The 26,515-nt window shown below is 69.9% G+C and carries 13 protein-coding genes; 8 read left to right on the top strand and 5 right to left on the bottom strand.

Translation table 11 applies throughout. The features are described from left to right. Positions 1-27 precede the first annotated feature (27 nt). The 3 genes from ACQPY0_RS47860 to ACQPY0_RS47850 all read right to left on the bottom strand — a co-directional run bounded on the left by ACQPY0_RS47860 (position 28) and on the right by ACQPY0_RS47850 (position 12,169). The gene (locus tag ACQPY0_RS47860; protein ID WP_432976802.1) at positions 28-10,599 is read right to left on the bottom strand and encodes a UvrD-helicase domain-containing protein; all 10,572 of its coding nucleotides are present in this window, start codon (positions 10,597-10,599) and stop codon (positions 28-30) included. Positions 10,600-10,631: 32 nt separating this feature from the next. After that, the gene (locus ACQPY0_RS47855; RefSeq protein WP_432976799.1) at positions 10,632-10,949 is read right to left on the bottom strand and encodes a hypothetical protein; all 318 of its coding nucleotides are present in this window, start codon (positions 10,947-10,949) and stop codon (positions 10,632-10,634) included. A 332-nt stretch (positions 10,950-11,281) separates the two neighbouring features. Further along, positions 11,282-12,169, bottom strand: coding sequence for an NlpC/P60 family protein (locus ACQPY0_RS47850; protein WP_432976796.1), 888 nt, complete (start codon positions 12,167-12,169; stop codon positions 11,282-11,284). A gap of 554 nt (positions 12,170-12,723) precedes the next feature. Between ACQPY0_RS47850 and ACQPY0_RS47845 the strand changes: the two genes are divergently transcribed. The 8 genes from ACQPY0_RS47845 (at position 12,724) to ACQPY0_RS47810 (ending at position 22,709) form a co-directional block, all read left to right on the top strand. After that, complete coding sequence (locus ACQPY0_RS47845; protein WP_432976793.1) at positions 12,724-13,038, top strand: hypothetical protein; 315 nt, start codon at positions 12,724-12,726, stop codon at positions 13,036-13,038. Between the two features lie 3 nt (positions 13,039-13,041). Then, positions 13,042-13,779 (top strand): hypothetical protein, encoded by a 738-nt coding sequence (locus ACQPY0_RS47840; protein WP_432976790.1) that lies wholly within the window; start codon positions 13,042-13,044, stop codon positions 13,777-13,779. 32 nt (positions 13,780-13,811) lie between these two features. Beyond that, positions 13,812-15,242, top strand: a complete 1,431-nt coding sequence (locus tag ACQPY0_RS47835) for a hypothetical protein (protein WP_432976787.1) — start codon at positions 13,812-13,814, stop codon at positions 15,240-15,242. Between the two features lie 5 nt (positions 15,243-15,247). Beyond that, the gene (locus ACQPY0_RS47830) at positions 15,248-16,732 is read left to right on the top strand and encodes an SCO6880 family protein (protein WP_432976784.1); all 1,485 of its coding nucleotides are present in this window, start codon (positions 15,248-15,250) and stop codon (positions 16,730-16,732) included. Between the two features lie 23 nt (positions 16,733-16,755). Continuing rightward, positions 16,756-18,219, top strand: a complete 1,464-nt coding sequence (locus ACQPY0_RS47825; protein ID WP_432976781.1) for a hypothetical protein — start codon at positions 16,756-16,758, stop codon at positions 18,217-18,219. Then, the gene (locus tag ACQPY0_RS47820) at positions 18,216-18,392 is read left to right on the top strand and encodes a hypothetical protein (RefSeq protein WP_432976778.1); all 177 of its coding nucleotides are present in this window, start codon (positions 18,216-18,218) and stop codon (positions 18,390-18,392) included. The genes ACQPY0_RS47825 and ACQPY0_RS47820 overlap by 4 nt, the downstream gene beginning before the upstream one ends. A 259-nt stretch (positions 18,393-18,651) precedes the next feature. Continuing rightward, positions 18,652-20,637, top strand: coding sequence for a TraM recognition domain-containing protein (locus tag ACQPY0_RS47815; RefSeq protein WP_432976775.1), 1,986 nt, complete (start codon positions 18,652-18,654; stop codon positions 20,635-20,637). Further along, entirely contained in the window at positions 20,634-22,709 is a 2,076-nt protein-coding gene (locus ACQPY0_RS47810) for a toprim domain-containing protein (RefSeq protein ID WP_432976772.1), read from the top strand. Before ACQPY0_RS47815 ends, ACQPY0_RS47810 begins: the two co-directional genes overlap by 4 nt. A 51-nt stretch (positions 22,710-22,760) precedes the next feature. Here ACQPY0_RS47810 and ACQPY0_RS47805 read toward each other — a convergent pair whose 3' ends face one another. Both ACQPY0_RS47805 and ACQPY0_RS47800 read right to left on the bottom strand, forming a co-directional pair. Beyond that, entirely contained in the window at positions 22,761-25,808 is a 3,048-nt protein-coding gene (locus ACQPY0_RS47805; protein WP_432976769.1) for a P-loop NTPase fold protein, read from the bottom strand. Positions 25,809-26,253: 445 nt separating this feature from the next. Beyond that, positions 26,254-26,514, bottom strand: coding sequence for a DNA-binding protein (locus ACQPY0_RS47800; protein WP_432976766.1), 261 nt, complete (start codon positions 26,512-26,514; stop codon positions 26,254-26,256). Position 26,515 lies beyond the last annotated feature (1 nt).

The following is a 26,515-nucleotide window of genomic DNA, read 5'->3' as shown; positions in this document are numbered from 1 at the left end:
CGCTGATCCGGGCGAGGGGTGCGCAGGTCACCGGGTGACGGAGTTGTGGCAGTTGCTGTTCGCATCGATGTGTTGACGTGCGTGGGTGGCGGCCGGTCGGCTAATCACTGCGGCGTGCGGTATGGCGGTGTCGAGTTTGGCCAGTTGAGCGGCGGCGTGTTGCGGCTGTTCGGCGCCACCTTCCGGTCGGTGCTCGGCTGGTGCGACCGGTCCGTCTTCCGGTTGCCGCGCGTTGGCGATCGCTGCGTCGATCTCGTCCCAGGAGATACCGTACAGGCGTTGCTCGGTTCGTCCGGGGCGATAGTGCGGGTCGATGAGTCGTCCCCGCTGGGCAAGTCGCTCGGCGGCGTCGAAGTCGCCTGACTTGAACGCTGTGAGGGCGTCGGCCGCGGCCTGTCCGGCTTGGTGGTGACGGTCCGCTCGGATTTGCTCTCGATGTGCGTCCGAGCGTTCGAGCACGTCTGGGGTTGTGTCGATGACGGCGCTCACTGCGGTCCAAACGGTGGCGAGGCTGTACTGCTCCATCAGGTCGCGGAGGTGACCTTCGCTGACGTACCGGGCTGTTGCGGAGGCTCCGGTGTGCAGCGGCCCGAGGGCATAGAAGCCGGCGTGATCGTCGACGGCGTTACGGATGGTTGCCTGCTCGACCGCCGTGAAGCGGCTCAGCGCCGTATGGGCTGGTTCGTCGCTACCGTCCGCGGCTGTAGCGGTGGGCGTCACCGTGTCGGTCGACTGCGCACCGATCGGTGGCTCAGTGCGCTGCCGTGGCTCCGTGTCGCTGGGTGCGGGCGCCGGGTTTGGCGGCGTTGCCGCTGCGAGCAGGATCGCTCGTTGCGTGCGGTCGGTGATGGCCGTGCCGTTGGTGAGGTAGGCCCGGCCGTCCAGGCCGATTCGGTCGACGGTGACAGGGCGGTCACGGTGCTGGATCTGGTCGCCTGGATTGAGGTGAGCCAGCCATACTCGAGACCCGACCTTGTCGGCGTTACTGCTCGTCGGGCGCTGATCGAGGCCGATGGCGCGCAGTAGCGCCTTCGCTGCATCGACGTGGTCCGCGGTGGCGCCTTGGATGGTGGTGCCGTACGTCGTCCGGTTGCGTGGGATGGTCTTCGTCGCGCCGCTGGTGGTGATGTCGGTAAGGTCTGCGCGGATCGCGGCCTGATGCACGGTGTCCAGCGCGTAGAACTGCGCTGCGGACAGCGCTCCGTACAGGCCGACTCGGACGTGGTCTTGGTGCAGCGACGGGACGCCGGCCGCTGCGATGGCGTCCTGTTGCGCTTTGGTGTGCTCGGTTCCTCCGCCGAACCATCGGTGTGTGAGCAGCAGGGTGGTCGACTGTTCCCGAGGGCTGCCGGACGCGGCCACCTGTTCGAGGTCGGCGCGCAGGGCAGCTTGGACGGTCACCGGCAGACCGGCGACCTCGGCCGTCGGTAGTTGTAGGTAGGCGCTGAACCGGTGCGCGGCGGTGCTGTAGCCGGTGCCGGCTGTGGCGACTTCGCTTGCCACGTACTGCTGGGTGGGCGTCAGACCGCCCTCGCTGGAGGGGAGCCTGGCTGGTTCGGCTGGCAGAAGGTCACCGACTGCGCCAACTGTTGCGGTCGGAGTAGCGTGGTGCTCGCGGTTACCGTCCCGAAGGCGCTCAACCGCGCCTATACCCGGTGCGGCCTGCTGCAACGGTATCTGCGGCTCGACGTGCGGCGCTGGCAGGTCGGCGTCACTTTGCCGGGGTGCTGCTGTTGGGTCTGTCGCTTGGGCAGGCGTCGGGATTCGCGCAGCGGTCACCGCGCGCAGCGGCGTTCGTCCCGCTTGCTGGTTTTCTGGATCGGTAATCCAGGCGAGGGAGCCGAGCTCCAGTTGACGACGAGCTCGGGTGACGGTGACGTAGGCGAGGCGGAGCTGTTCGGCGTTGGGCAGCACGGTCCTGCCGGTCTGCTGGTTGGTTTGGGGTTGTGGGAAGTCGCTGGCGATGCGTACGCGGTCCCATTCGCGGCCTTTGGCTTTGTGCGCGGTGGACACGATGACGTCGTACGCGGGTTGCCCGTCCGCCCCGGTCTCGTTTTCGTTGATGAGGTCGCGGACCATCTGGAGCAGGGGGTCGGAGCCGCGTCGGTCGACGAGGGTGACGAATGCGCGGAGCGAGACGGCGTCGGTCTCCGCGTCATCGACGTAGGCGCGGACTTCGTTCCAGGACGTGAACCGGGCCAGTTCCGGGTGTTTGGTGGGTCGGCCGGCCTGTAGGTCCTGGGCAGCCTTGGCGATGTCTTCGATTGCTCTGCCGCCGCCGACCAGGGCGACGCGCCGGCCGGCGTCGAAGGCGTCGGCTACTGCGGCGACCGCGCCCGCGTTGGTGCGGGCGAGCACGGCGTCCGGGAGCGCGACGTCGCCGATGCTGCTCTCCAGGGCCGGGTTACCGCTCAACCGCCACCGAGAGCCGAGCAAGGTCAGGAACTGGTTGCCGACCTCGGCGACGGCCGGGCCGAACCGCCAGGACTGAGTGAGTGGCAGTTCGGTGTCGGCGGGCCAGTCGTGCAGGGCATCGATGGCGCCCCGGAAGCCGTAGATGGCCTGGTTGGAGTCGCCGACCACGATGGTCTGCGCGGGCTGGTCCTGGATGAGCTTGCGCAGCACCGGGTTGATGTCCTGCGCCTCATCGAAGAAAATCACGTCGTAGGGCATGACTGGGTGGGTCAAGGCCCACGCTTTGAGGTAGTCGTCGTGGTCGAAGAACAGCTTGCCCTTGGGATGGACGAGGTCGGCCCAAGCAGTGCGGGCGTGATCGAGCACGACGCGGGCCAGGTCGGGTTGGTCCACCGCGAGGTCGCTGGGGAGATGTCGCGCGACGATGGTATCGGCCTCGCTCTGCCTGAACTCGTGGACGGTGGCGATCACCAGGCGGGCCACCCGGTCAGCGTCCACAACACCGCTGCCGTCGGCGTGCACGTGCGGCTCGATGTTCAGGTGAGCGGCCCATTCCTCCGCCCAGCGGGCGCCTGTGCGGATCGCCTTGTCGCGCAGGGGCCCGTTGCCGAGCGCCTCCCTGGCAAATGAGTGCGCGGTGGCGGCCCGGACGTGGCGTGGGAACTTTGCCGCGGCTTCGGCCGCGATGGGGGCGTTGAACGCGATGTATGCGATTCGGGCGTCTGGTCGGGCGTTCGCGAGCATGAGCAGCGTCGACGTCTTGCCGGTACCTGCGAGGGCTTGCACTGCGACGGCGTGGCCGGCCCGGAACGCTTCGATGATGCGTTGCTGCTGCGGGGTGGGGGTCATCGCGGTGGGCGTTGGCCGGGTGTGGCTGTCGGCGCGGTCTTGCGCCGCCAGCCAGCGGCGGATGTCGCCGAGTGCGGCGTTTCGGTCGGCGGGTCGGCCGTTGTAGTGCCATTCGCGGTTCGCCGAGTTCCATCGGAAGCGGTGCTGTTTGAGCAGACCGCGAAGTCCGTCTTCGCGACGGGCGCCGCTGGTGCCCCGGACGACGGGTTTCGGGTCGTCGGTGACCTGGATACGCTCGGCCCAGGATGGGCGCGCCGCAGTGGTGTCGGCTGCGGTGGCTGGGTCGGCGGCAGTTGCGGTCGGGTCCATGGCAGGGGTCTGTGCGGGGCCTGGTGGCGTGGCTGCCGCGGTGCCGGGGGCAGATTCGGCCGCGGTCGTCTGACCGCTGCTGCCGGGCTGTTTGGTCACGGTGCGGGCGCTGACCGGAGGCGGTCCGCTGGGCGGCTGCGGTGGAGCCTGCCTTGGGGCGGGTGCGGCTGACGCTGGTGTATCCGTTTGGCGGCGGGTCGGCGGGGCGAGGGGCGGTGCGGCCGGTCCTCGACCGTCGTTGGTCGGCCTCGGCGTTGTCTCCGGTGCGGGTGCCCGCGTGTCGGTGAGTTCGGTGTCGCCGGCTGTCTGGATGGGCGGGACGGGTCGTACTTCGGACCGCGCAGGAGTTGCCGGCGCCTGGGCGGCTGCGTGGTCCGGCAGCGCGGTCGGCTGGCGCGGTGCGCGGGGTCCAGGCAGGTTCGCGTCGCTGGCCTGGACCGGCCTCCAGTAGAGGTCGCGTTCGATGATGGTCAGGCCGCGGTTGATCGCCTCCAATTCGGGCAGGTTGACGTAGCCCCACTCGGCGTCGGCCGGGTCGCCGATGTTGATGAAGCCGAAGCCTTCACCGGTGCCGGGGTCGTATTCGGCGAGCCAGACGTCTGTAGCGCCGCCGAAGTAGTGCAGGTGCAACATGGTCTGCTCGGGCGAAATGCCGTCTGTGCCGTACAGCCTGGGTATTACCGCGGCGACCTCGGCTGGTGGGTAGAACGGATGTCCGCGTCGCCATCGGTGCAGCTCCGGCAAGCCGGCCGCGGGTGCCGCCGGTTGGTCCGTCGGTGCCTGCACGCCGTCCGTACTGATGCTGACGCCTGTTCGGCCGGTTTGGCTCGTGTCGTCGTTGTGCCGGCCCTGTTCGGTTGCCGCCGCCGCAGGGGACAGGTCTGCCGGGTGCGCCTGGCCGGGTGCGGCGGTCGAGATGCCGGAGCCGGGCCTGGCTTCAGGGCTGCGGACGGATGATGTCGGGCGGTCGGCGCCGGGCGAGAGGCGGGCGTCTGCGATGTTGGGTTCGCGCAGGCTACTGCCGTCGTCCGCTGGGCCGCTGGCGTCGTCGATCGGCGCGGCGGGGCTGTCGGGAACGGCTGCGTCGACGATGCGGAGTTTTCGGTGCAGGGTGGCGAGCTTGGCGGCGTGCTGGTCAAGGTCGTCCTGCTGCGGGAAGGGCTTGCCGATCCGGTCTGTGGCGCGTCCGATGTTGGTCTGCAGCCGGTCGATGGTCGCCTGTTGACGCGCTCGGAGGTCGTCGGCGCCGGCGAGCTTGTTCTCCAACTGCCGGATGAGTCCGACGCGGTCCTGCCCTTCGCTGGCGGCGAGTGCGTCGAGGTTGTGTTGGCTCAGCTCGATGGTGCTGTCGGCGATCCCGGCGAGAGCGACCCGTGCGCGATGGCCGAGCAGGTCAGGCTCGATGTCGGCGCTTACCGCGATACCGCCGAGCACGCCGAGGTCGAGGCGGCTCCGTCCGTAGGCGGTGTGCACGCTGCGGTGCAGCCGCTCCACCAGCGCGGCGCCGGCAGCGGAGCGGCTGTCGAACGCGGTACCGTCGAGGGTCATCGTGAATTGTTCGTCGCGGGTGTCGGTCCGTCGGGCGAGGACGTCGTCCAGGTCAGTGACGGCCCGGTGCAGCTCGGTGATGCTGCGCCGGTTCTGCTCGACGGTGGCCTCGAGCGCGACCTGTTCGTCCGCCCAGATCCGCTGTTCGAGGCGGAGCGCGCCGACGGTCTCTTCGGTGCGGTGCAGCTCCAGCAACTCCGGTCGACCGGCCGCGACGGCGAACATGACCGCCGGGTCGATCTGGCCGTCGCCCTCGCCGTCCTGGGCGTCGATGATGCGGGTGGTGTCGTTCGGGTCGAGCATCTGTTTGGTGAAGCGGGCCTTGTCGTCGACCTTCTGCCAGAGGAACGGGTCGTAGGAGTTCTCGGTGACCACGAACACGTGGTGGATGGCCGGGTTGGCGTTGCCTTGCCGCTGGCCGCGGCCAAGACTCTGCACGACAGGGCTGAGTTTCCACGTCGGGTCGAGCTGCAGCACGCTGATGACGCGTCGTTGGATGTTGCGTCCCGTGCCGAGCCCGGCTCGGCTGCCAACCAGGACCGCGATCTTGCCGTCGCGGGCGTCCTGGTCGAGCTGGTCCTTCTGCCGCCGGCTGGTGGCGTCCTGGGCGAAGCGGATCGTGTCGGCGGGCATGCCGCGGGCGACCAACGCGTCGCGTAGCCCGTCGTAGACGTTCCACCGTCCGTCGCGTGGGACGCCAAGGTCGCAGAACACGAGCTGCAGGGAGCCGGGGATCGGGTCTTGAGTTCCGTCGGGGCGTGTGTAGACGTCGTCGCGGTGCCGCTGCCAGGTATCGATCAGCCAGTCCGCGGCGGCGTCGAGTTTCTGTGGTGCGTTCGTGTGCTCGCCGATGAGCCGCAGGTCGAGCGACGCGGCCCTCCCGTCGGTGGAGATCCACAGGATGTTGTCGTCGCGGAGGGTGCCACCGGTGGTCAGCCGCTGGTCCGGGTGCCCGCCGGTGACTGCTTTGGCCCGCGCCGCCAGCGAGACGAGGTGCCCTTGCAGTTCGGGCGAGGCCGGCACGGACAGGATCTCCGGTTTGCCGCCGATGATCACTGGTTCGCCGAGGTCGAGGTGTTCCTTGAGTTTGACGTCGGCCCACGAGTACATCAGCTGCTTCTGCTCGGGCAGGTTGACGAAGCGGGTGTGCCGGGTGCGTGAGGTGAACCCGGAGCCGTCCGGGCGCATCTCGACCCGGCGGCGCGGTTGGATGAAGGCGGCGTGGTACTGGTCGTCGTCGACGATGCCCATCTCGGCCAACAGTTCCGGCGCGGCGTACTTGGTCATCGTCAGGATTTCCGACGGACTATTGTCGATCGGGGTCGCGGTTGCCAGCGTGACCACCCGCGGGCTGATGGTGCGCAGGTACTCCAGCTTCATGTCCAGGTCCGCGGTGATCTGGTTGCCGCGGTGTGCCAGCTCGTTGATCGCCGAGATCACCCGCAGGTTCTTGTAGGTGTGTGCTTCGTCGATGAACAGGTAGCCGATTCCGGTGCGCTCGAACTCCACACCCGGGTCGCTGGGTGTTGCGAGCTGCTCCTTGATCTGTTCCTGCAGCGTTTGGATCTGCTTCTCGACGTCCTTGACGGAGAACCGGTCCGCGTCGACTGCGTTCTCCAGGTGGCTTTTGAGCCGGTCGAGCTGCTTGTTCAGGTAGGCGACCTTGTTGGCGCGGGAGACCGGGATCTTCTTGAACGCGCCGTGGCTGATGATGATCGCGTCCCAGGCGCCGGTGGAGCAGCGCGCGACGAACTGGCGGCGCTTGTCGCCTTCGAGGTCTTCGGTGTCCGCGGCGAGCACCTTGGCCCGCGGGTACGCCTGAAGGAACTCGCGGCGGAACTGGCCGAGTACCCCTTTCGGCACAATGTAGGCCGGCTTGCTGACGAGTCCGAGCCGGACCAGTTCCATGCCACCGACGATCATCTCCAGGGTCTTGCCGGCCCCGGTGCCGTGGAACAGCCCGACGCCCCGCGAGTTGCGGATGCGCGCCACCGCGGCCATCTGGTGCGGGCGCAGCGTGAACGCCGCGGACATGCCTGGAGCGGTGATGTGCTCGCCGTCGTAGGTCCGCACGACCCGCGCGTTGAACCGGTCGTTGTAGGTGCGTGCCAGCTCGGCGGAGCGGTCGGGGTCCTCCCACAGCCAGGCCCGGAACCTGCCGTCGAGCTGCTCGGCTTTCGCCTGCGCCATCGCGGTCGCTTCCAGGTCACGGACGGTGCGCTTGTCCGTGCCGGTGCCGATCGTCTTGGTGATCTCGATGCTCTGGCTGTTGAGCAGGTTCGCGGCGAGGTCGGTCGCGGTCCGGTTGCGGGTGCCCCACACGGTGGTCGCCAGCACGCCGGTCTTGGCGGCGCCGCTGACCGACCATGCGGCACCGACGTTGGAGACGATGACGCCAGGGTCGTCCAGGATCTCGCGCAGGAACTGCTGGACGTAGCTGGCTGCGATCCACGGCGAGCCGAGCCGGGCGCTGATCTCGGCTGGCGTGAGGTCACGCGGGAGTACCTGCTGGAGTGCCTCGACGTTGCTGGCGAACCGGGCGTTGGTTTCGGCCGCCTGCTGCGCGGCAGTGAACTTGGCGCGGACGTTGCCCGACAGGTACTCGGCTTTGCGGATCAGCGCACCGGACTGTGGGTCTTCGAACACCAACCCGTCCAGGGCAGCGCGGGCTGCCGCTTCGGAGTCCAGGCCGAGCAGTGAGGCAACGACGTCGAGCCGGACCTCGTTGTGCCGGTCCCAGCACACCACGACGGCGTCATCGGCGGACTGGACCCGCTCGACCGGGGTCGGCACCGTGATGACCCGCTGCCGGAACACCTCGGCCTTCTCTGCGGTGCCGGTGTCGTCGTCGAACTTCTCCAACGCCGCGACGTACGGGAAGTACGGGTCGTCGCGGAACCCGCCCATCCGCGGGTAGGTCCGCCGTTCGGTCTCGATGAGCTCGCCGGTCTCTTTGTCGACCTTGGTGCTTACTGAGGACTGGAACCGGTTGATGGCGCCGAACGTGGCGGCGTAGGCGTTGTACTGCTGGTTCAGGTTGGCTCGCAGCCGTTGGGTCTGCGGGGTGTCGGTGCGGTGGGCGGCTTCCTCGTCGAGCAGGCCGAGGATCGTTTCCCGCAGGCCGATCAGGGCGCGCAGTTCGGCGACCTGGGTTCGCGGCGGTTCGTGTCGGGCCCGCCGGCCGTCGCGGACCTGCCAAAACCGTCCGTCGCCGGCGTCGATGAACAGGCCCTCCTGGTCGGGGGTGGGACCGCGGAGCACCACCGCCGGGGCCACTTGCTCGGCCGTCACGATCTGCTGGAGGGCACGCTCCAGCGCGGTGACGACGTCGGTGTTGTCCGGCTCGACGACGACGGTCGGGCGGGCACGTCCAGTGCCAGTGAGCTGCCGCCCGAGCACGAGTTCCGGCCGGTCGAGGAAGTAGCCGTTGATGTCGAACGTCTCGGCCTGCACGCCTTCGGTCGCGGCGGGCAGCTCGACGGACTGCACGGCCGTCCATGCTGGCCCGGACGGAGCCTGGCCGGCCTCGCGACGTCGGAACACCAACAGGTCGGTGACGACGTTGGTGCCAGCCGCGGCCTGGTGCGCGCCGCTGGGCAGCCGGACCGCACCGACCAGATCGGCCAGCGCGGCCATCTGGTGACGGGCCTCCTGATGCGCATCATCGCGGCCGTCCATGGTGTATCGGGAGGTAATCAGCGCGACGAGCCCACCGGGTCGGGTGGCGGCCAGGGCCTTGAGGATGAAGTGGTTGTGGATGCTGTGGCGGCGACGTGGATTGTGCGCGGGGTCGTGCAGTTTGTGGCTGCCGAACGGCACATTCCCGATCACCAGATCGAGCCCAGAGTCAGGCAGCTGCGTGTCGGCGAACGACTCGGAGCGGATGTCGGCGTGCGGGAACCGGGCCTGGGCGATCCGGGCGGTGAGCGGGTCGACCTCCACGCCCAGCAGCCGGGTACCGGCCGGGGCATCGGCCAGGAAGTTGCCGCTGCCGCAGCCGGGCTCCAGGACCGAGCCGCCGTCGAAGCCGAGGGTGCCGAGCGCGGCCCACACCACCGCCGCGAGGCGCGGGTCGGTGTAGTGGGCGTTGAGCGTCGTGGCACGAGCAGCTCGGTACGCGTCGTCACCGAGCAGCTGCTGCAACTCCGCGCGTTGGGCGGCGAACCGTCCAGCTTCCCTGGGTCGTTCGTCGAAAAGGCCCGGTGTGGCGCCCCACCCGGACCACCGGGCCAGCGCTGCCTGCTCCTCGTCCGTTGCTGGGCGCTGTTCGGCCTCGATGCTGTGCACCAGGACCCGCAGGGCATCGAGATTGGCCTGCACCCGCGCCGCTTCGCCCGACGGCGGCAACACCACGTCGGCATCAACACTGCCGTTTACGTTGCTCGTTTCGGGGATGACCGCGCTGACGTCGGCATTGCCATCGACACCGACGGCTGGCGTCGGCACCGGGGCGGGTGCGGCGGTGGGTTCCGGCGCTGCAGGAGCGAGCCCGGTCGGCGCAGACGATGGCCGGGGCAGGATCTCGAGCGGAAGCATGTCGTCCGACACCGCTAGCGGAGCCGCTACTGCGGGTGTGGCAGGTGCTGTTCCGGGGAGCGGCGGTCGGTCGATGACCGTGAAGTGGGCGCCGGCCACAGGTACGGTCACCGTCACCACCCGGTCCCGGTAGGGCTGGCCGTCCGGATCGCCGACCTTCACGGCCACGTGCGCGACGGTGCTGCGCTGCGTGCCGTGGCTAGGTGTCCACCACCGGTCGTACGTGCCGGTCACTGTTGCGTCGGCGCCGTCGACCAGGCCGGTGATCGTCCCGTAGGCGCCACGGCGTACCGTCCGCAACGGCGTCAGCCCGTGCGTGGTGACGCCGCCCCAGCAGCCTTCCGTGACCGCCTGATCAACCAGGGGCTGCCGTAGAAGCGGGTCGACCCGGCCACGCCATACGCCGTCGCCGAAGAGGTAGGTGGCGATCGACTCGACCTCGTGGAACTCGCGGTCGACGCCGGGGATCGTCCACCGGGTCCGGCCTTGCGCGTCGAGTTCTTCGTGCAGGCTACGGCCGGTCTCGGCAAGGGCTGCGCTGACCTGGTCGATGACCGGCATGTGCCGCCACGGTGCCACGGTTCCAGCCGGCGCATCAGGTGGTGGCGTCACCACCGTGAGGTCCGCACCCAGGGGGACGGCGACAGCGATGCCGTCCAGTGCTTCGGGACTGGTGGCAACGGTCACGACCAGGCAAGGCTCCGGCGTCCAGCCCTGGTACCCGGCGACCGCCTGATGGGTCGCGACGACGTAGCCGGTCAGCCGGGCGTTGCGGCCGTCGGGCAGTTGCCCGGCCACGATGCCGTACGTGCCATGGGCGATTTCGGCGGCCGGGGCAGCACCCAGCTCAGAGCCCGTTGTGGCGGTGTGCTCCAGCAGGGGTTGCAGCAGCTCCTCGAATAGCGGATCTCGCGTCGGACCGCCGGTCGCAGCTTCGGCCACGCCGCCGGCGACGGGCGCATGGGCTGTCGGAGCTACGCGACGGTCAGCAGCATCCCGCGCAGCACCTGGCTCTCGGCCTCGAACCGGGCCGTGGTCAGGCGCCGTACCCGAGCCATGTACGGCTCGTCGGTCGGAGTCGGTCCGGCCAGCGTCCGGGCCAGTTCCTCGATCGCCGCCTCCAGTTCCTCGCCCATCGCTGTAAAGAAGCGCTCCGGGTCGTCCAGATTCCGGACGCGGACCGGCATCGTCTGTTGCCAGTGACGCTGCGCCTGCTGACCGTACCGGTTCACGTTGTGCTCCCTCGTCTGCTCGCGGTTCGTCGGCAGACGGCTCGTCTGCCGGTGCTTCATGTTCTGGTGCTTTGCTTGCGGGTTCTAGCTCCGGCTGTGGCGGATGTGTGCCCGGCAGGCCGAAGGTGAAATCAAACGCGAGCTGGTCAGGGCTTGGTTCGCGGCGGCGCCGAGCCATCTGCTGTCCTCTTATTCTGCTACGGATGAGCGCCGATCGGGGGGCGCCGCGGGGTCGGGTATGTTCGGCCGGCGCAATGGCCGGTCGACACCACGAGGGGGATGTGACGTTCCCGGGCGTTCTTGGCATGCGGCTGACTCCGCCGAGCTGTGACGGCGGTTCAACGGCGCGTCACGGGGTGCGCGGCAGCCTGGGCGGCCGGCGTTGCGCTTCGTCAGCGGGTAAGGGGGCGGCGGATCGCCGCAACTGGCTTGAAGTTCGCGACGGGCGTGATCTTGACGACGTCGCCGGTGTGTGGCGCTTGGACGAGGTACTGCTGACCGTCGCCGCCGCGGCCGATGTACATGCCCACATGTCCCGGTCGTTGCATCGAGCCGTTGGAGCCGGGGATGAGGATCAGGTCTCCGGGCTGCATGACGTCGAGCCCGGCCACGGCGACGCCGGTGTGCACTTGGTCGCCGGTGACGCGCGGGATGCGCACGCCTGCGTGCGCCCACGCCTGCATCATCAGCCCCGAGCAGTCGTAGCTGTCCGGGCCTGCTGCGCCGAACACGTAGGGCTTGCCGAGCTGGGCGAGCGCGAAGGACACGGCGGCGGCTTGCTGCGCGTCGGACGGCAGGGTGTAGCCGGGTGGGATGCCGCCACCGCCGTTGGGCAGTCCGTCGCCGCCGGTGTCGACGGCGTACTTCGGTAGCCGGCTACGGATCTGTTGCGGGTAGTCGTGCGCGAGACCGGAGGCCGGGACCCCACCGGCGGCGAGGATGCCGCCGCGGCCGGCGAAGTACGCGGCCCATGCGAGGTCGAGCGGGTCGCCGACGAGGCGACCGTTGGCGACGTTGGTTTCGGCCCAGGCGACCAGGTCGCACATGAGGTGCCCTTGGGCGAGGATCGCGTCGCCGGGGTCGTAGGGCGAGCTGGTGCCGTTGTGGTTGTAGTCGTAGCCCCACGTCTGCCAGGTGGCATCGGTGAACTGTGCGATGCCCTTCGCCGGTACCGCACCGGTGTCGGTGTAGGCGTTGGGGTTCCAGCTCGACTCCAGGTCGAGCTGGGCGGCGATGTCCGCTGGTCCGATCGACGGACACAACGCTCCGGCCACCCGCACGTGGGGAAGGTATTGAACGGGTACCGGCGCGTCAGAGCGAAGCTGGTTACCGTCGACGCCATCCGCCTGGGCGACGGCCTGGGCCGAGCCTGCCGAGGCCGCCAGCATGAACCCGCCGCAGCAGCAGCCGCCGAGGACCAGCAGGACGACCAGGCAAGCAATGACGACCCACCGCGTTCCGGTCCCTCCCGTTTGCTGATGCCCGCTCACTGCCAAGCCCTCCAACCGCCGCCGAGTCCCCAGTCGCGGTTCTTGCCGTGCCGGCCCGCACCGGCGGCGGCCCGACCGCCCACATCGGCGTGGCGAAGGCCGACACCAGCCGGGTCCGCTGCGCAGCTATGCCTTCGGGTACGCGATCGCGATGTGACGGGCATGGCAGCTCCTCGACGTCGGTGACTGCTCCACCGAACCCGTCAACGGTGGGTGGTGGCGCTACCCGTAGCGCCCGTAGCGCCCGCATCACCTTGTGCGTCAACGCTTTCGTCCACACCGCCGGCTGATCGTCCAGGTCACGGCCCACCACCGCGGTGGGTCACCTGGACGAAGGAGCACGCGTGCTCACACATCTGGCAGACGTCGCGTTGAATGTGCTGGCCGCTCCCGACCCCACCGGGGCGTCGGTGGACCTGGACCCCGCCTCCCAGCCGATCCCCGGACTCGGGGTGCTGGTCACCAAGCTGTTGGCCTGGGCCAAATGGGCGCTGATCGTGGCCGGCATCCTCGGCATGTTCATCTGCGCCGGCATGATGATCATGGGTCGTCGGAACCGCAGCTCCACCGCCGTCGACGGCGCCACCGGCATTCCCTGGGTGCTGGGTGGTCTGACGCTCGGCGCGGTCGCCGCCACGGTCGTCGGGGCGGTGCTGTAGGCGATGACGGACGACATCACCCTGGCGGCCAGACGGCGCACCCGCGCCGTGGTGGCCTCGGTGGCGGCCGTTGCACTGATCGTGGTTGCCGTCGTCGGCGTGCTCGTCGCGACGGTGGGGCGCCGGGGCAACCCGGCGCCCGCGCCACCACCGGCCACCCCCGAGACCACCGCTCCCACGGGACCGCAACCCGGGACGACATCACCAGCCGCCCTGCAGTGGGTCACCGTCGCCGGGGCGCATCTGCCCGCAGGCGCGGACGGACCACGCGACACGAGCGCCGGCCGGGCCCGCGGATTCGCGCGCACCCCGATGGGAGCGGTTCTTGCCGCCGCTCACATCACCGTGCGGCTGTCGCCGCAGGCCGGTCCGTCCGTGTTCGAGCCCACCCTGCGCGAGCAGGTCGTCGGCTCTGACGCCGGTCGGCTGCTCGCCGCCGTGGACGAGGAGTACCGGCAGTTGCGGGCACAGTTCGGCGTCGCGCCGGGCGAGCCGGCCGGCCAGCTGTACTCGACCGTCACCGGCTACCGAATCGGGTCCGCAACGCCCGATGTCGTCGACGTCGGGCTGCTCATCGAAGGACCGAGTCAGTCCGGCCCGACCCTGGTGGCGTTGTCGGCCCAGATGCGGTGGATCGGCACCGACTGGGCGCTGCAGGCGCCGAGTGGCGGCGACTGGAACACCGCAGCGGTCCTCGTGTCGACCACCGCCGGCTACACCGGCTTCCCGACCGGGGGCTGATCACGGTGTGTGCCCCGTGGGACACGAACTGCATGGCCAATGCCGTCGTGACGGCGGTCGCCGACAGCTTCTTCGGTCGGCTCGAACAGATGATCATTGCCGCGGCGTTGTGGATGATCGACATCTCCGCAACCTGGTGGGTGGCGGTGCCCTCACTCAGCCTGTACGCCGATCCGGAGAACATCACTGCATCGTCGTCGCCGATCGACGCTGTCACGCATCTGCGCGCGCTCATCATGCCGATCACCGCGGCTGTCGCCGTCGGAGGCATCCTGTGGCAGGCCATCCTGATGGTGCTGACCCGCAAGCCCGCCCCGCTGGTGAACGTGCTCCGTGGGCTGTGGAACACGGCGCTGTGGGCGGCCGTCGGGATCTTCGGCACCCAACTGTTGCTGACCGGATGCGACCAGTTCAGTACCGCCGTGCTGTCGGCCGCCCTGCAGTCGGTCGGCAACCCCAGCCTCGGCAAACGGCTCGGCGCCCTAGCAGTACCCGCCTCCGGCGGCGGCTTTCCAGAGATCGTCGTGATCCTTGCCGCCACGCTCGCGATGCTCGCCTCGCTCACCCAGGCGTTCCTGATGTTGTTCCGTGACGGCTCCGTCATCATCCTCGCCGCGCTCACGCCACTGGCCGCAGCAGGCAGTTTCACCAACGCCACCAACGGCTGGAAGAACAAACTGCTGGCCTGGCAACTCGCGCTGATCTTCTACAAGCCGATGGCGGCCATGGTGTACGCCACCGCGATCTACGTCACCGGGGAGAACACGTCAACCGATCCGCGGGTCCTGTTCGTGGGCCTGGCCATGATGGTCATCGCCCTGGTCGCCCTGCCCGTGCTGATGAAGTTCTTCAACTGGACCATCGGCTCGCTGCAGAGCAGCAACGGCGGGATCGGCATGTTGGCGACCGCCGGAGCTGCCGGGATGCACGCTGCATCGTCGGTGCTGGGCGGGTTCGACGCCGGTATGCACGCCCGCTACCTCGCTGACGCGTTCGACCGGGCCGGTCCGGCGAGCAGTCCCGGCGGTGCCGACCCCGGTCCCGGGCCGTCCGGTCCTGGCCGCAGTCCTGACGATCGCGACCCACCCAACCCCGGTCCAACATCCGGGCCGGGCCCCGGGTCGGGCGGCGCACCAGGTCCCGGCGGGGGACTCAAACCGCCGACGTTCATCGGCGAAGCCGGCACAGGGAAGGTCGCCACCATCACCTCGGCCGGTGCAGCGCCAGGCGCGGCTGTATCCACCACGACAGCTGCTCCCACCGCAGCAGCGTCCGGTGCCACGAGCAGTGCTGCAACGACTGGTGCCGCCAGCGGCGCGGCAACAGGTGCCGCTGCCGCAGCGGGACCAGCCGGGCTGGCGGTCGCCGGTGCCACCGAAGTGGTCAGCACGGTCACCGAGACCGCCAAGGCCGCCGCTCACGCTGCCGCCAACGCCCTCGACAACCCGACGAAGGAGACGTGACCGTCGTGACCGCATCCGAAAACCAGGTACGAACCTACGGCGGCTGGCGCCGAAGTCGCGGCATCGGGCTGATGGGCCTGGGTTCGGCGCAGACGCTCGCGGTCGTGATCGCGCTGACCGTCCTCATTATCGCCGTCTCCGTGGACCGGACCATCGGCATGATCGTCGCCGGGCCGGCACTGCTGCTCATCGGTGGGACCGTGCTGCGCTGGGACGGTGTGCCATTGCTGCACGGTCTGCTGCAACGCATCCGGTGGGGCTGGGGATCCACCCGCGGCTACACCGCCTACCGATCCGGGGTGACCGCGGCACACCCGCACGGCTGGCAGCTGCCGGGCCTGCTGGCACCGACCACCCTGCTCACGGTGGAAGATCCGGCCGGCGACTACGGCGTCGTGTGGCACCGCCGGCTCGGCACCATGACCGTCACGCTGCGCGTGGCCGCCACTTCGACCTGGCTGGTCGATCCCGGCCAGGCCGAGCGGTGGGTGGCGAACTGGGGTTCCTGGCTGGCCGGGCTCGGCTACCTGCCGACGGTGCGGTGGGTCGCGGTCACCGTCGACACCGCCCCGGCATCCGGGTCGCGGCTCGCGCACTACGTGGCCGGGCGGGTCGCGCCACACGCCCCGGCCGCGGCCCGCAGGGTCCTCGCGCAACTGGTCGAAGTGTCCCCGGCCGCCGCCGCAGACGTGGAAACCCGGGTCAGCATCACCTTCGACCCGGCGTTGTCACCGACCCGCCCGCGGGACCTTGACGAGTCGCTGTCCGAGGTCAGCCGGGCGCTGCCCGGACTGACCGACGCGCTGGGTTCCTGCGGGCTGACCGTCCTGGGCCGCGCCACAGCATCGGACCTGCTGGCCGTGGTCCGTGCTGCCTACGATCCGGCTGCCCGCGGCGACGTCGCCAACGCGCTCGGTGACGGTACTGGGCTGCGTCGCTTCCTGGACTGGGACACTGCCGGGCCGATCGCCGCGAACGAGTTCTACGACCGCTACCAGCATGATTCCGGCTGGTCGGTGTCCTGGGCATGGCACGAGGCACCCCTGGCGAACGTCCACGCCGACGTGCTGAGCCGGCTCTTGGCACCGGGCGGGCATCCCAAGCGCGTCACGCTGCTGTACCGACCGGCCTCGGCCGCCGATGCCTCCCGCATCGTGGAGCGTGAGGTCAACGCGGCCAGCTTCCGCGACGCATTGCGGGCGGCGCAGAAACGCGACGAGAACGCCCGCGACCGAGCCGACAAGGAGCGGGCACTGCGCGCCGCCCGCGAAGAAGCCTCCGGCGCCGGCGTCGGCCTGATGTCGATGTTCGTCACGGTCACCGTCACCAACGAGGACGATCTCGGCCGCGCTGTCGCCGACGCGGAAAGCCGCGCTGAGGTGGCGAAGATCCGCCTCCGGCGATTGCGCGCCAATCAGGCCGCCGGGTTCGTCGTCACGATGCCGTGCGGCATCTGCCCTCCCCAACTGGCCACCCAGTGGCCCCGCTAGCGACGCGCGGACAGGAGTCCATCGTGCAACGACAGTCCACACCGGACCGTGATCCGCGGCTGAGCACCGAACCGGTCGCGCCGTCGTGGGGATGGCGTAATCCCGGTGCGGGCCGGGTCAGCCACCTCGCGCCCGGCATGGAATACCAGGCCACGACCGTGCAGTTCTGCGGCCTGTACCCGTTCGTGGCCGGGTCCGGCTCCCCGATGCTCGGGGTGCCGATCGGCCGGCACATGCTGTGGGGCGAGGTCGTCTGCCTCGACCCCCTGCAGTGGCTGACCAGCGGTCTGGTCACCAACCCGGGCATGTTCCAGCTGGGACAGCCCGGGATCGGCAAGTCCAGTCTGGCCAAGCGGCTGCTCACCGGACTGGTCGGGTACGGCGTGCACGGCCTGGTCCTCGGCGACTCCAAACCGGACTACACGCCCCTGATTCGTGAACTCGGCGGGCAGGTCATCACCGTCGGGCGCGGCATGGACCGGATCAACCCACTGGATGCCGGACCCCTGGGAGCAGCGCTGACCCGGATGAGCGGCCCGGACGCATTGCGGCTCCGTTTGGAGATCCGCGGGCGCCGGCTGTCGCTGCTGCTGGCCCTGTGCACGCTGGTCCGGGCCGGGCGGGTCACCAACCCCGAGGAAATCGTCCTCGGCCGAGCCATCGACATCCTCACCGACAGGCTCGACCGCGAACCCACCGTCCCGGACGTCCTCGCCCTGCTGGAGGAAGGCCCGGACGAAATCCGCACCGCAGCCCGCGCCGGCACCGCCGCCGACTACCGCCGCCGCGTCGACGAGCTCGTCCCAACCCTCGCCCTGCTGTGCGAAGGGTCGCTGCGCGGCGTGTTCGACCAGGCAACCACCACACCGATCGACCTCGACGCTCCCGCCGTGTCGGTGGACATCTCGCACGTGTCGGCGGCCGGCGACCAACTCGTCGCCGCCGCGATGCTGTGCACCTGGAGCTACGCCTTCGGCACCGTCGACGCTGCCGCCGTGCTCGCTGAACAGGGATTGGCACCGCCACGGCAGTTCATCGGCGTGATGGACGAGCTGTGGCGGGCGTTGCGGGGCGCCCCCGGCCTCGTCGACCACGCGGACGCACTGACCCGCCTCAACCGGCAGCGCGGCATGGCCAGCCTCATGATCACCCACAGCCTCGACGACCTGGAGGCGCTGCCCACCGAGGAAGACCGAGCGAAGGCGCGAGGCTTCTTCGAGCGGGCCGCCATCAAGATCCTCGGCGCGCTGCCGGGCCGGGAACTGGACCGCATCAGCCGGATCACCCGCCTGTCCACCCCGGAACGTGACCTGGTCAGCTCATGGGCAGCGCCCGAAGCGCTGTTCCCGGGCAGCGTCCACCCCGGACGCGGCAAGTACTTGATCAAGACGGGCGAGCGACCCGGTCTGCCGGTCGCGATGCGCCTCGTCGGCGATGAGGCCCGGCTCTACGACACCGACCGGGCCGTGCGGGGTGGTGCCGCATGACTACAGCGACGAGCCGGCTGCACGTCATCGCGTATGACGGCGGCGTCCAGTCAACCGCCCTGACCGTACGGAACCGGCCCCTGCGGACCCTCGACGCGGCGCAGGATCCGCTGCCGGGCTTCGAGCCGGATGGTGACGGCGGGCCCTGCGACAACGGGGCGTGTTTCACATGACGCGGCTCTCGGTTCGTGGGCGCGTTGCTCGGGCCGGGCGGCCCGGCCGGCAGGTGTTGCGGCGGTTCACGGTGGGCGTCGCTGCCGGGGCGTTGGCGGTGACCGTGGGATGCGGCCTCGTCTCGACACCGCCGTCACCCGTTGACGGTGGCGCTGCCGTAGCGCTGCTGGTTGCCCTCGCCGTCGCGCATCGCCGGCCGCCACGTCCGGCTGGTCGGCACCGTCATCGGCGTCGGGCGCGTGCACAGGGTGGTGTGCGATGAGTCTGTCGCAGCAGCCGGTGCAGCCCCGGGCCAGCGCGGGCACCATGCCGTTGACCCCGTTCGTGTTGCTCGGTGCCGCCTGGGGCGGCATGGTGCTGACGTGGCTGGCCTGGGCTGCTGGCGCGCTGACCGCCGCCGCGACCGGCGGACGTCCCGGGCCTGGCTACGGTTCGGGATTCGTTGTGGCATTGCTGCGTGGCCAGTGGACTGTGCTGTATCCCCACGTCAGCCATGTCGCGGTTGCCGTGGTGTTCGGTCTGTTCCTGGTCGCGGTGCTCGCGCCGGTGGTCGCCGGGTGGGTGTGGTGGGAACGGCACCGCACCGCGGCCGATGATCCGCTGCCGTCGTTGGCTCGCCCCCATGAGGTCGCCGACCTGACGCCGGCCGGTGTGACGAAACGAGCGCTGCAACTGCGCCCGGGGCTGGCCGGCACTGCGCGCCGCGAGTTGCCGGCCGCGCAGACCGGGCTGGCGTTGGGCACCATGCAGCGGCCACACGGGCGGTTCGGTCCGCAGCTGCGCGCTTCCTGGGAGGACGGCATCCTGGCCATCATGGGCCCGCGGGCCCAGAAGACCACGGCGATCGCGGTCCCGCTCATCCTCGACGCGCCCGGCCCCGTGGTAGCCACGTCGAACAAGGCGGATCTCTGGGCCACCACCAACGCGGTCAGGGCCCGGATCGGACGGGTGTGGGTGTTCGATCCGCAGGCCATCACCCGCGTGGGGCAGCGCTGGTGGTGGGATCCGCTGACGTCGATCAGCTCCGTGGAGGATGCCGCCCGGGTGGCCGGCCACTTCGTGCAGCCGTTGCGCCGCGACCGCGGCGAGGACTTCTGGCTGCTCGCCGCCGAGGATCTGCTGACCTCGTTCTTCCTGGCCGCCGCGGTCAGCCGGGGCTCGATGCGTGATGTCCAGGCGTGGCTGGCCGACGCAAGCGAGGACCAACCGGTCGGGCTGCTCTTCGCCTCCGGCTATCCCGAGGTCGCACGAGCCCTGCGCGGCCGGCAGAACGGCGCCCCGGAGACCCGCGACGGCATCTACGAGACCGCCCGTACCGCAGCGAAATGCCTCCAGGACCCGCGCATCATGGCCTGGGTCAACGAACCCGCCGACGCCGACCTCGAACGATTCGACCCGGACGCATTCCCGGTCAGCAGCGACACGCTGTATCTGCTGTCGAAAGACGGCGCTGGCTCTTCCGGGCCGCTGGTTGCGGCGTTGACCGACCAGGTAATGCGCCACGGTGTTCGCCGGGCCGAGTCCCGCGGCGGCCGACTCGACCCACCGATGCTGGCCATGCTCGACGAGGCCGCCAACATCTGTCCGCTCGCCGACCTCCCGCTGCTCTACAGCCACTACGGCAGCCGCTCCATCGTGCTCGTCACCATCCTGCAGACCTACCAGCAGGGCAGCACCGTCTGGGGCGACAAAGGCATGGGCACCCTGTGGGGCGCCGCCACCGTCAAGCTCATCGGCGCAGGCGGCGACGACCCCCGCTTCGCCGCCGACGTGTCCTCGCTCATCGGGGAGCACGACGTCGCCACGATGTCGCATACCCGCGACGCCAGCGGCGCCACGTCACGGCAGGTCAGCGTCCGTCGGCAACGCATCCTCGGACCTGAGGACGTTCGCGCGCTCCGGCGCGGCACCGCGATCCTGCTCGCATCCGGCGCCCGACCAGCGCTACTGCGGCTCGACCCGTGGTTCCGCCAACCCAATGCGTCGGCGTTGGCGCAGGCGACCGCTGCGGCGGTCGCACAGATCAGCGACGCCGCCGACCGCGAACGGGTGACGGCCGAGCTCGCCAGCGACGGCGTGCACCTGCCGACCGCCCCGACGCCGCCCGTGTTCCCGCAGCCCGACATCGAGCCCGCGCCGAGAAGCGCACCGTTGCCCGACGACGAGGACGGCGGTCCCGGCGCCGCCCGGCGCACGACGAAACCGGCGGTGCCGCAGTTCCGCGGCCCGGCACGACGGCCATGAACGCCAGCCGCTCGTCCGACCCCGCTCGGCTCATTGCCGCCCACCGAGTCGCCAACGAGTTCTACCGCAGCCACCTGCTCGACGAGCCCCGCGCGCTGGCGTACCTGCACAGCCGCGGCATCGTCGCGGCCAGCGCATCAACGGCCCCGTGGACGATCGGCTACGCCCCGGCCGGCTGGACGATCCTGCGTGACCACCTCCGCGCCAACGGCTTCACCGACGCAGAACTGCTCGACGCCGGCCTGATCACCACCGCCCGCAACGGCAACCACATCGACGTGTTCCGCGACCGGGTAACCTTCCCGATCCGCAACGCGCAGGGCGACGTTGTCGCGTTCACCGGCCGGGACCTGTCCGGCCGCGACGGCACCCCGAAGTACCGCAACACCACCACGACCGCCATCTACCACAAGAGCGCCCTGCTCTACGGACTCGCCGAACAGCTACCCGTCAACCCGGCACCATCAGCAGTTCTGCTGGTGGAGGGACCAGCCGACACGGTCGCGCTCGCCAGCACCCACGGCGACCGCAAGCTGTTGCTGGCGGCCCCGTGCGGCACCGCACTCACCGCCAACCAGGTCGAGCTCCTGGCTTCCACGGTGCCTGCACAAACACCGCTCGTACTGGCCTTCGACGCCGACGCAGCCGGCCAGGCCGCACTGGACAAGGCATACCGGCTGGTGCGCAGGTGGCCCGGCCCGATCGAGGCGATCATGCTGCCCACCGGCACCGACCCGGCATTCCTGGTCGCGCGGCACGGAGCGGCACAAGCAGCGGCGACACTGCACGACGCACGCCGCCCACTCGCCGACGTCGTACTGGAGCACCAGTTGGCTCCCCGCCTGCGCCGGCTCGACGAACGCGAACAAGAGTTGACAACGACTGGTCGTGACCCAGGCCTCGAACTGTTCATCCGGCGGGTCGACACCGTCCGGTCGGTCGCCCCGCTCCTCGCTGATGTCGCCCACGTCGACCCAAACCACGCGGCCCGCCTGTCGGTCGAGTTGGCCTTGCGGCTGCATCTCGAACCGTTGACCGTCTTAGAAGCAGTCTTCCCGCCACAGGACGCTAGCGACGAGGCAGCGAGCGCACCGGACCCGCCGCCGCGGCCGGCCATGGCCATGGGCACCCGGGGATATCCCGATCCCAGCATCGTCGGGCACGAGTTCGCGCGAGCCTGCCCGCCCGATGCTCCAGCCGCCACCTGGGTCGAGCACGATCCACACACCGGCCACACCGCCTGGGTGCTGTGCGAGGGCGTCGGCGTTGATCCCGCCGACCGCGACGCGGCGCACCTCGCGGCTGAGGTCGCCGGCCGTTCAGCGGTCCTCGTCGGCGCCTACAAGGCCGTCGAGATCGCCCGGCACGCCGTCAACGCCGCGTTCGCCGAGCCCGGCGTCCGACAGGGCAACGCCAGCATCGTCGTCGTCTGCTCCTTCGACGGAGACCGGCCACAGCCAGGCGCCGGACAATTCACCGTGGCATGGGCCGGCGATGCCGGCGCCTACGCCACCGCCTCGCCCGACCACGCCCGCACGGTCGCTGACACTGCGACGGTACGCAACTGGTTCGCCGCCGTGACCGTCGACCACACCGTGACGTCCCGGCATCCCCACGCCATCAGCGGGCGACAGCCGGCTTCGAGCGCTGACCGGGCAAGAGCCTCGCAACCCGGCGGTCAACGCTCTCCAGCGGGCGGACAACTGCTCACCGCGTCGGTCCGTGGTGGCGCGATCGGTCTCAACCGTCTCGATCTGCCGCCCACGAGCATCGTGCTCGCCGGCCGCCGAACCACCGCTGTCGGCATCGAACGCCTCCGCGCTGCCGTCGAACCGCGGCGACCCGACGTCACCCTGGCCAACCTTCGCCAGCTCGCCGGCCGGCAGACGATCGCCATCGTCGTCCGCCCCGACGCTGCGCGACAGCGCGATGTGATGACCGCCGCCCGGCTGGCCCGCCAGGACCTAGCGGGTGCCAATGTGCCCCATCACCAGACGCACTCCGCCGCTCGTCAAGCCGGTGTACGTCTGACACTCCCGCCGGGACCGGCGAACACGTCCGTGAGCCGCTGATTGGCCGTGACGGACGAGACCGGCCCGCCGAGGGGTCAGATCTCGCAGTGATTAGAGGGCCGGGTCCCACATGTCCAGGATCGTCTGCTCGTGGTGCCGGTAGCCGGCCTCGCTCAGCCAGTCCCGCAACGCCGCCGCCACAATATCGCCGGACCGGTACCGGTACCGGTACTGGTAGATCTTAGAGTACTGACTACGGACGGCGGCGCCGTGCCGCGGGTAGGTGCTGAGGTCGATGACCGCGGGGAGTCCTTCGGCGGTTGTCAGCGACAGGTGCAGGAGCGCGGTTTCGGGTGGGGGTGACTGGTCGTCGAGTTGCGTCCACAGCGCTTTCGCCGTCTGCGTGCACCGGACGAGCGCGTCAGCGAGCTCGAACAAGCCGTGCAGGGTGAACGCTGCGGGAAGGGGCACGACGCGGGCCCGCGCCTCCGCAGGTCGGTGCTGTTCGTCGAGTTCGGCTAGGTGGAATCCGATACCGACGGTCAGCAGCAGCGACTGCTGGTTCGGGCTCTGCGCGGTGTGACCGGTGGTCAGCTGGGCGCCGACCCTGACCGGAAATGCCTGACGCAGGCCGAGCGCGCCGGGCGTGGCGGCTCGAGCACTGGACTGAGCGGTGGTGTGGTGGCGACCGTCAGCGTCGCTGATGGCCCAGGGTTCAGCGGCTATGCCCCAGTCGGAGTGGCGGGCCCGGAGCCAGCCGCTGATCGGTGCGCGTCGCATCGCGGCGAGCAGGACTTCTTCACGTGTGCCGGCTGAGGGACCCCATCCGCTGTGGACCCGTGCAGGAAATTCGTCGCCCGCAGGCAGCAGCACGGCGATTTGCAGCGTCAGGTCGAGCGGTTCGCCTCCATCGTTCAACAACGACGGACGGTAGCTGGTGAAGGGGTGGCGTTGCGCCTCGGGCGGGGTCGGCAGCAGCCTTCCCGGTTCTGTAGTGCCGGCGTCAAGTGCCTCGATAAGGGTGCAGGCGGCGAACCGGCGCCGGTTCGCCCACGACACGTCGGCGCGGTCGAGCGCGCCGAGCCGGGTGCTCGCCGCAGCGCTGTCCAGGTGCGCCCGCACCGCGGAGACACGCTGGCGTCCGATACGCCCCAAGAACGCCGTCGCGTCGAACCCACCGATGCGGGTATGAGGGCCGCCGGACGCGAACACGACCTCAATATCGACCAGTCGAGCCGCGAGATCCACGATTGGTAGACCACTGTCGACGGCGGCGGTGATTCGCCGGTCGACCTCCGCGTCGCCGAAAGCCGACTCCAGCCGGGAGACGTACACGCTCACCGGCTCCACGGGGGCGGTGTCGCCGAGGCGCGTGTGCGCCTGTACCCGCGCCCACGCCGCTTCGTAGGTGGCCCGAACGACGTCCGCAAGCCACGACGAGCCGGGAGGTTGGGCAGCGAGACGCGCGATGGCGGCGTCGGCCGGCTCGGGTACCGCCATCCGGATCGCCTTCAACAAGTACGGCAGCAGACCAGAATCGTCCGGGGCGGTGACGGGCAGCGGCGCGCCGTCGGCACGTTGCAGCAGTGCCGCAAGCCAAACAGTCGCTTCCTCATCAGGACCGAACCCGCCCGCCGCGGGAATGCGAAGGTGGTCGAACTGCTCGAACACGTACGGGATCACCACGGCGGCTTCGCTGCCGGCCAGCTCCGCGGACAGCGACGCGGCCCGCCGGAGCGTCCGGGCCGTCCGGGCACACGCGTGAGCGTCGGTGAGGTCGGGTCGCAACGCCATGGTGAGATCCTCGGTCGCCATGCCGCGGCGTCCCTCGGCCAACTCCCGGATGGCCCGGACAAGGCTGCCGTCGCTGATCTCGCTGGTAATGGACGTCAGGGCGAAGTACCGCTCGGTGTAGTCGGGGTCGCTGATCCGCCGCTGCCCTCGCCGCCGGTGCTGGGCCACTATCGATCTCACCGGGTCGGTGGTCAAACGCGGGAAGAGCCGCTGCAGAGCGTTCGCGACGCGACCAGTGTGCGGCGCCGGGACGTCGAGCCGGGCCAGCGCCGCCTCATCGAATTCCGCGCGGAGGTCGGCGACGTCGGTGGTGTCGACCAGGCCGCCGCGATGCCTGGCGATGGCCTGGTACAGGCGAGGATAGGTAATTCGCAGGAACGTCAGGGTGATGAAGTCGACGACGTCGACCTCGGCGGCGCCGACCAGCGGCAGATAGATATCGACCTGGGCGAGCAGCCGGGCCACGCTGCGCGGCTCGGTCAGAACCCGCAGCAGCAGCGCCTCACGTTCTTCGACCATACGGCGCTGCGCGTCCTCGCTCAACGACGCGGACGCCCGGCCGAGCGCGCCAGCGCAGCCACTGTTGAACAGGGACTCAGCATGCTCCAGACGGACCGGCGGCTGCTCGAGGCGTAACGTGACGATCTTCTCCAGGAACGCGACAGCCCGGGCGCCGTGCTTGTCGGCGATCGGGGTCGTCGACAGCACGTCAAGGATGGTTTCTTGGTCGTATGCGAGGACGTAGTGCACGTGCGGCAGGCGGCCCAGCACCCGCACCGCCCGGAACACCGCCAGGAGCTGCTCGGGCTGCAGCCGGTCGACGTCGTCGATGACGACCAGCGTCGGACGGGCCAGCGTGTACAGGGCGTCCCGGACCTGGTCCGCCTGTTCCCCGAGAGTCGTTCCCTGGTCGGTAAGCCGCTGTATGGCCTCGTTGGCCATCGCGGTCGCGGCGCTACCGACCACCGGCACCATGGACAGCGCTGGCGTGGCCAGGACGCCGTAACGGGAAAGCTGACGCCGGACCCGTGCGCCGGCGGTGGTCTTCTCCGGCACCGCGGCCCGGATCGCGCCGAGCAGTTCGGTGACGACCGCGTCAGGACCGGACAAAGCCCACGGGTTGATCCAAGTGACGCCCCACCGGTCAGGGTTGAGTCCCGCCGCGATCATCCGGATCGTGCTGGTTTTGCCGCTGCCCCACGGGCCTACCAGGCCGATCACCGTGCTGCTCGGCCGGGAGCCGATCTGGTCGAGCAGGGCGATCGCACGTGCCACGAACGGGCCGCGCCCGAGCAGGTCCTCGCCCGGCTCATCGATCGGGTCGTCGACCCACCAGCTGCCATCGGGCAGGCCGGACACCGCCATTCGCCAGACACCTCCAAAGCCGCGGCCAGCGTACCGAACCAACGCCCGCTCACGCGTGAAGTAAGTAGTTGGCGGACACCCGACGAGTACGAGCGGAATAGTCGCTGGCTGCGGGACGAAGGCCTCGGTCTCCACATCTGCCGCAGACAACGCTCGCGTGTGAGAACAACGGCGGATGTGGCCACGAAGAGTGATGACGTGCTGGGGAACGCTCGATGCCGGTGGGCCAGTAATTGACGTCCTGGTAGGGTCACCGAGCTCCGTCACTGCCAGCATCTGATGCCGCACCGATCGGGCAGGTACGCAACGGCGACCGACACGCACGGCAATGCGGCCAAGCCGTCACCGGGCGGAGACCTCACAAGCGCACTTCGCCCGGATGGCGAACCATCCGGGCGAAGCAGCCACCTGTGGTCGTTGAATCTGGCTCGGGTTGCCGCTACCTTTAGGCCGCCGCTGACTGCCGGCCGCTATCGGTGTCGTCGTCGACGCCGAGCAGCTTGAAGAGCAGGTTCGTCGGGACGAGATAGCGCCGGCCGATGCGCAGCACCCGGACCGGGAACTCCTCGGCCTTGGCCAGCTCGTAGGACTTGGAACGGCCGATGCCAAGCACAGCGCCGGCAGTCTCGATGTCCACCGTGGCGGGCAGCTTGCGGACGGCATCGATCGTCCATACCTCGACGGGGTTTCGCGTCGTGACGGTCATG

Origin of the sequence: Dactylosporangium sp. CA-233914, assembly GCF_050942935.1 — a bacterium.
GTDB lineage: Bacteria > Actinomycetota > Actinomycetes > Mycobacteriales > Micromonosporaceae > Dactylosporangium.
Note: the sequence above shows the minus strand (reverse complement) of the source record. Positions and strands in the feature narration are given on the sequence as shown.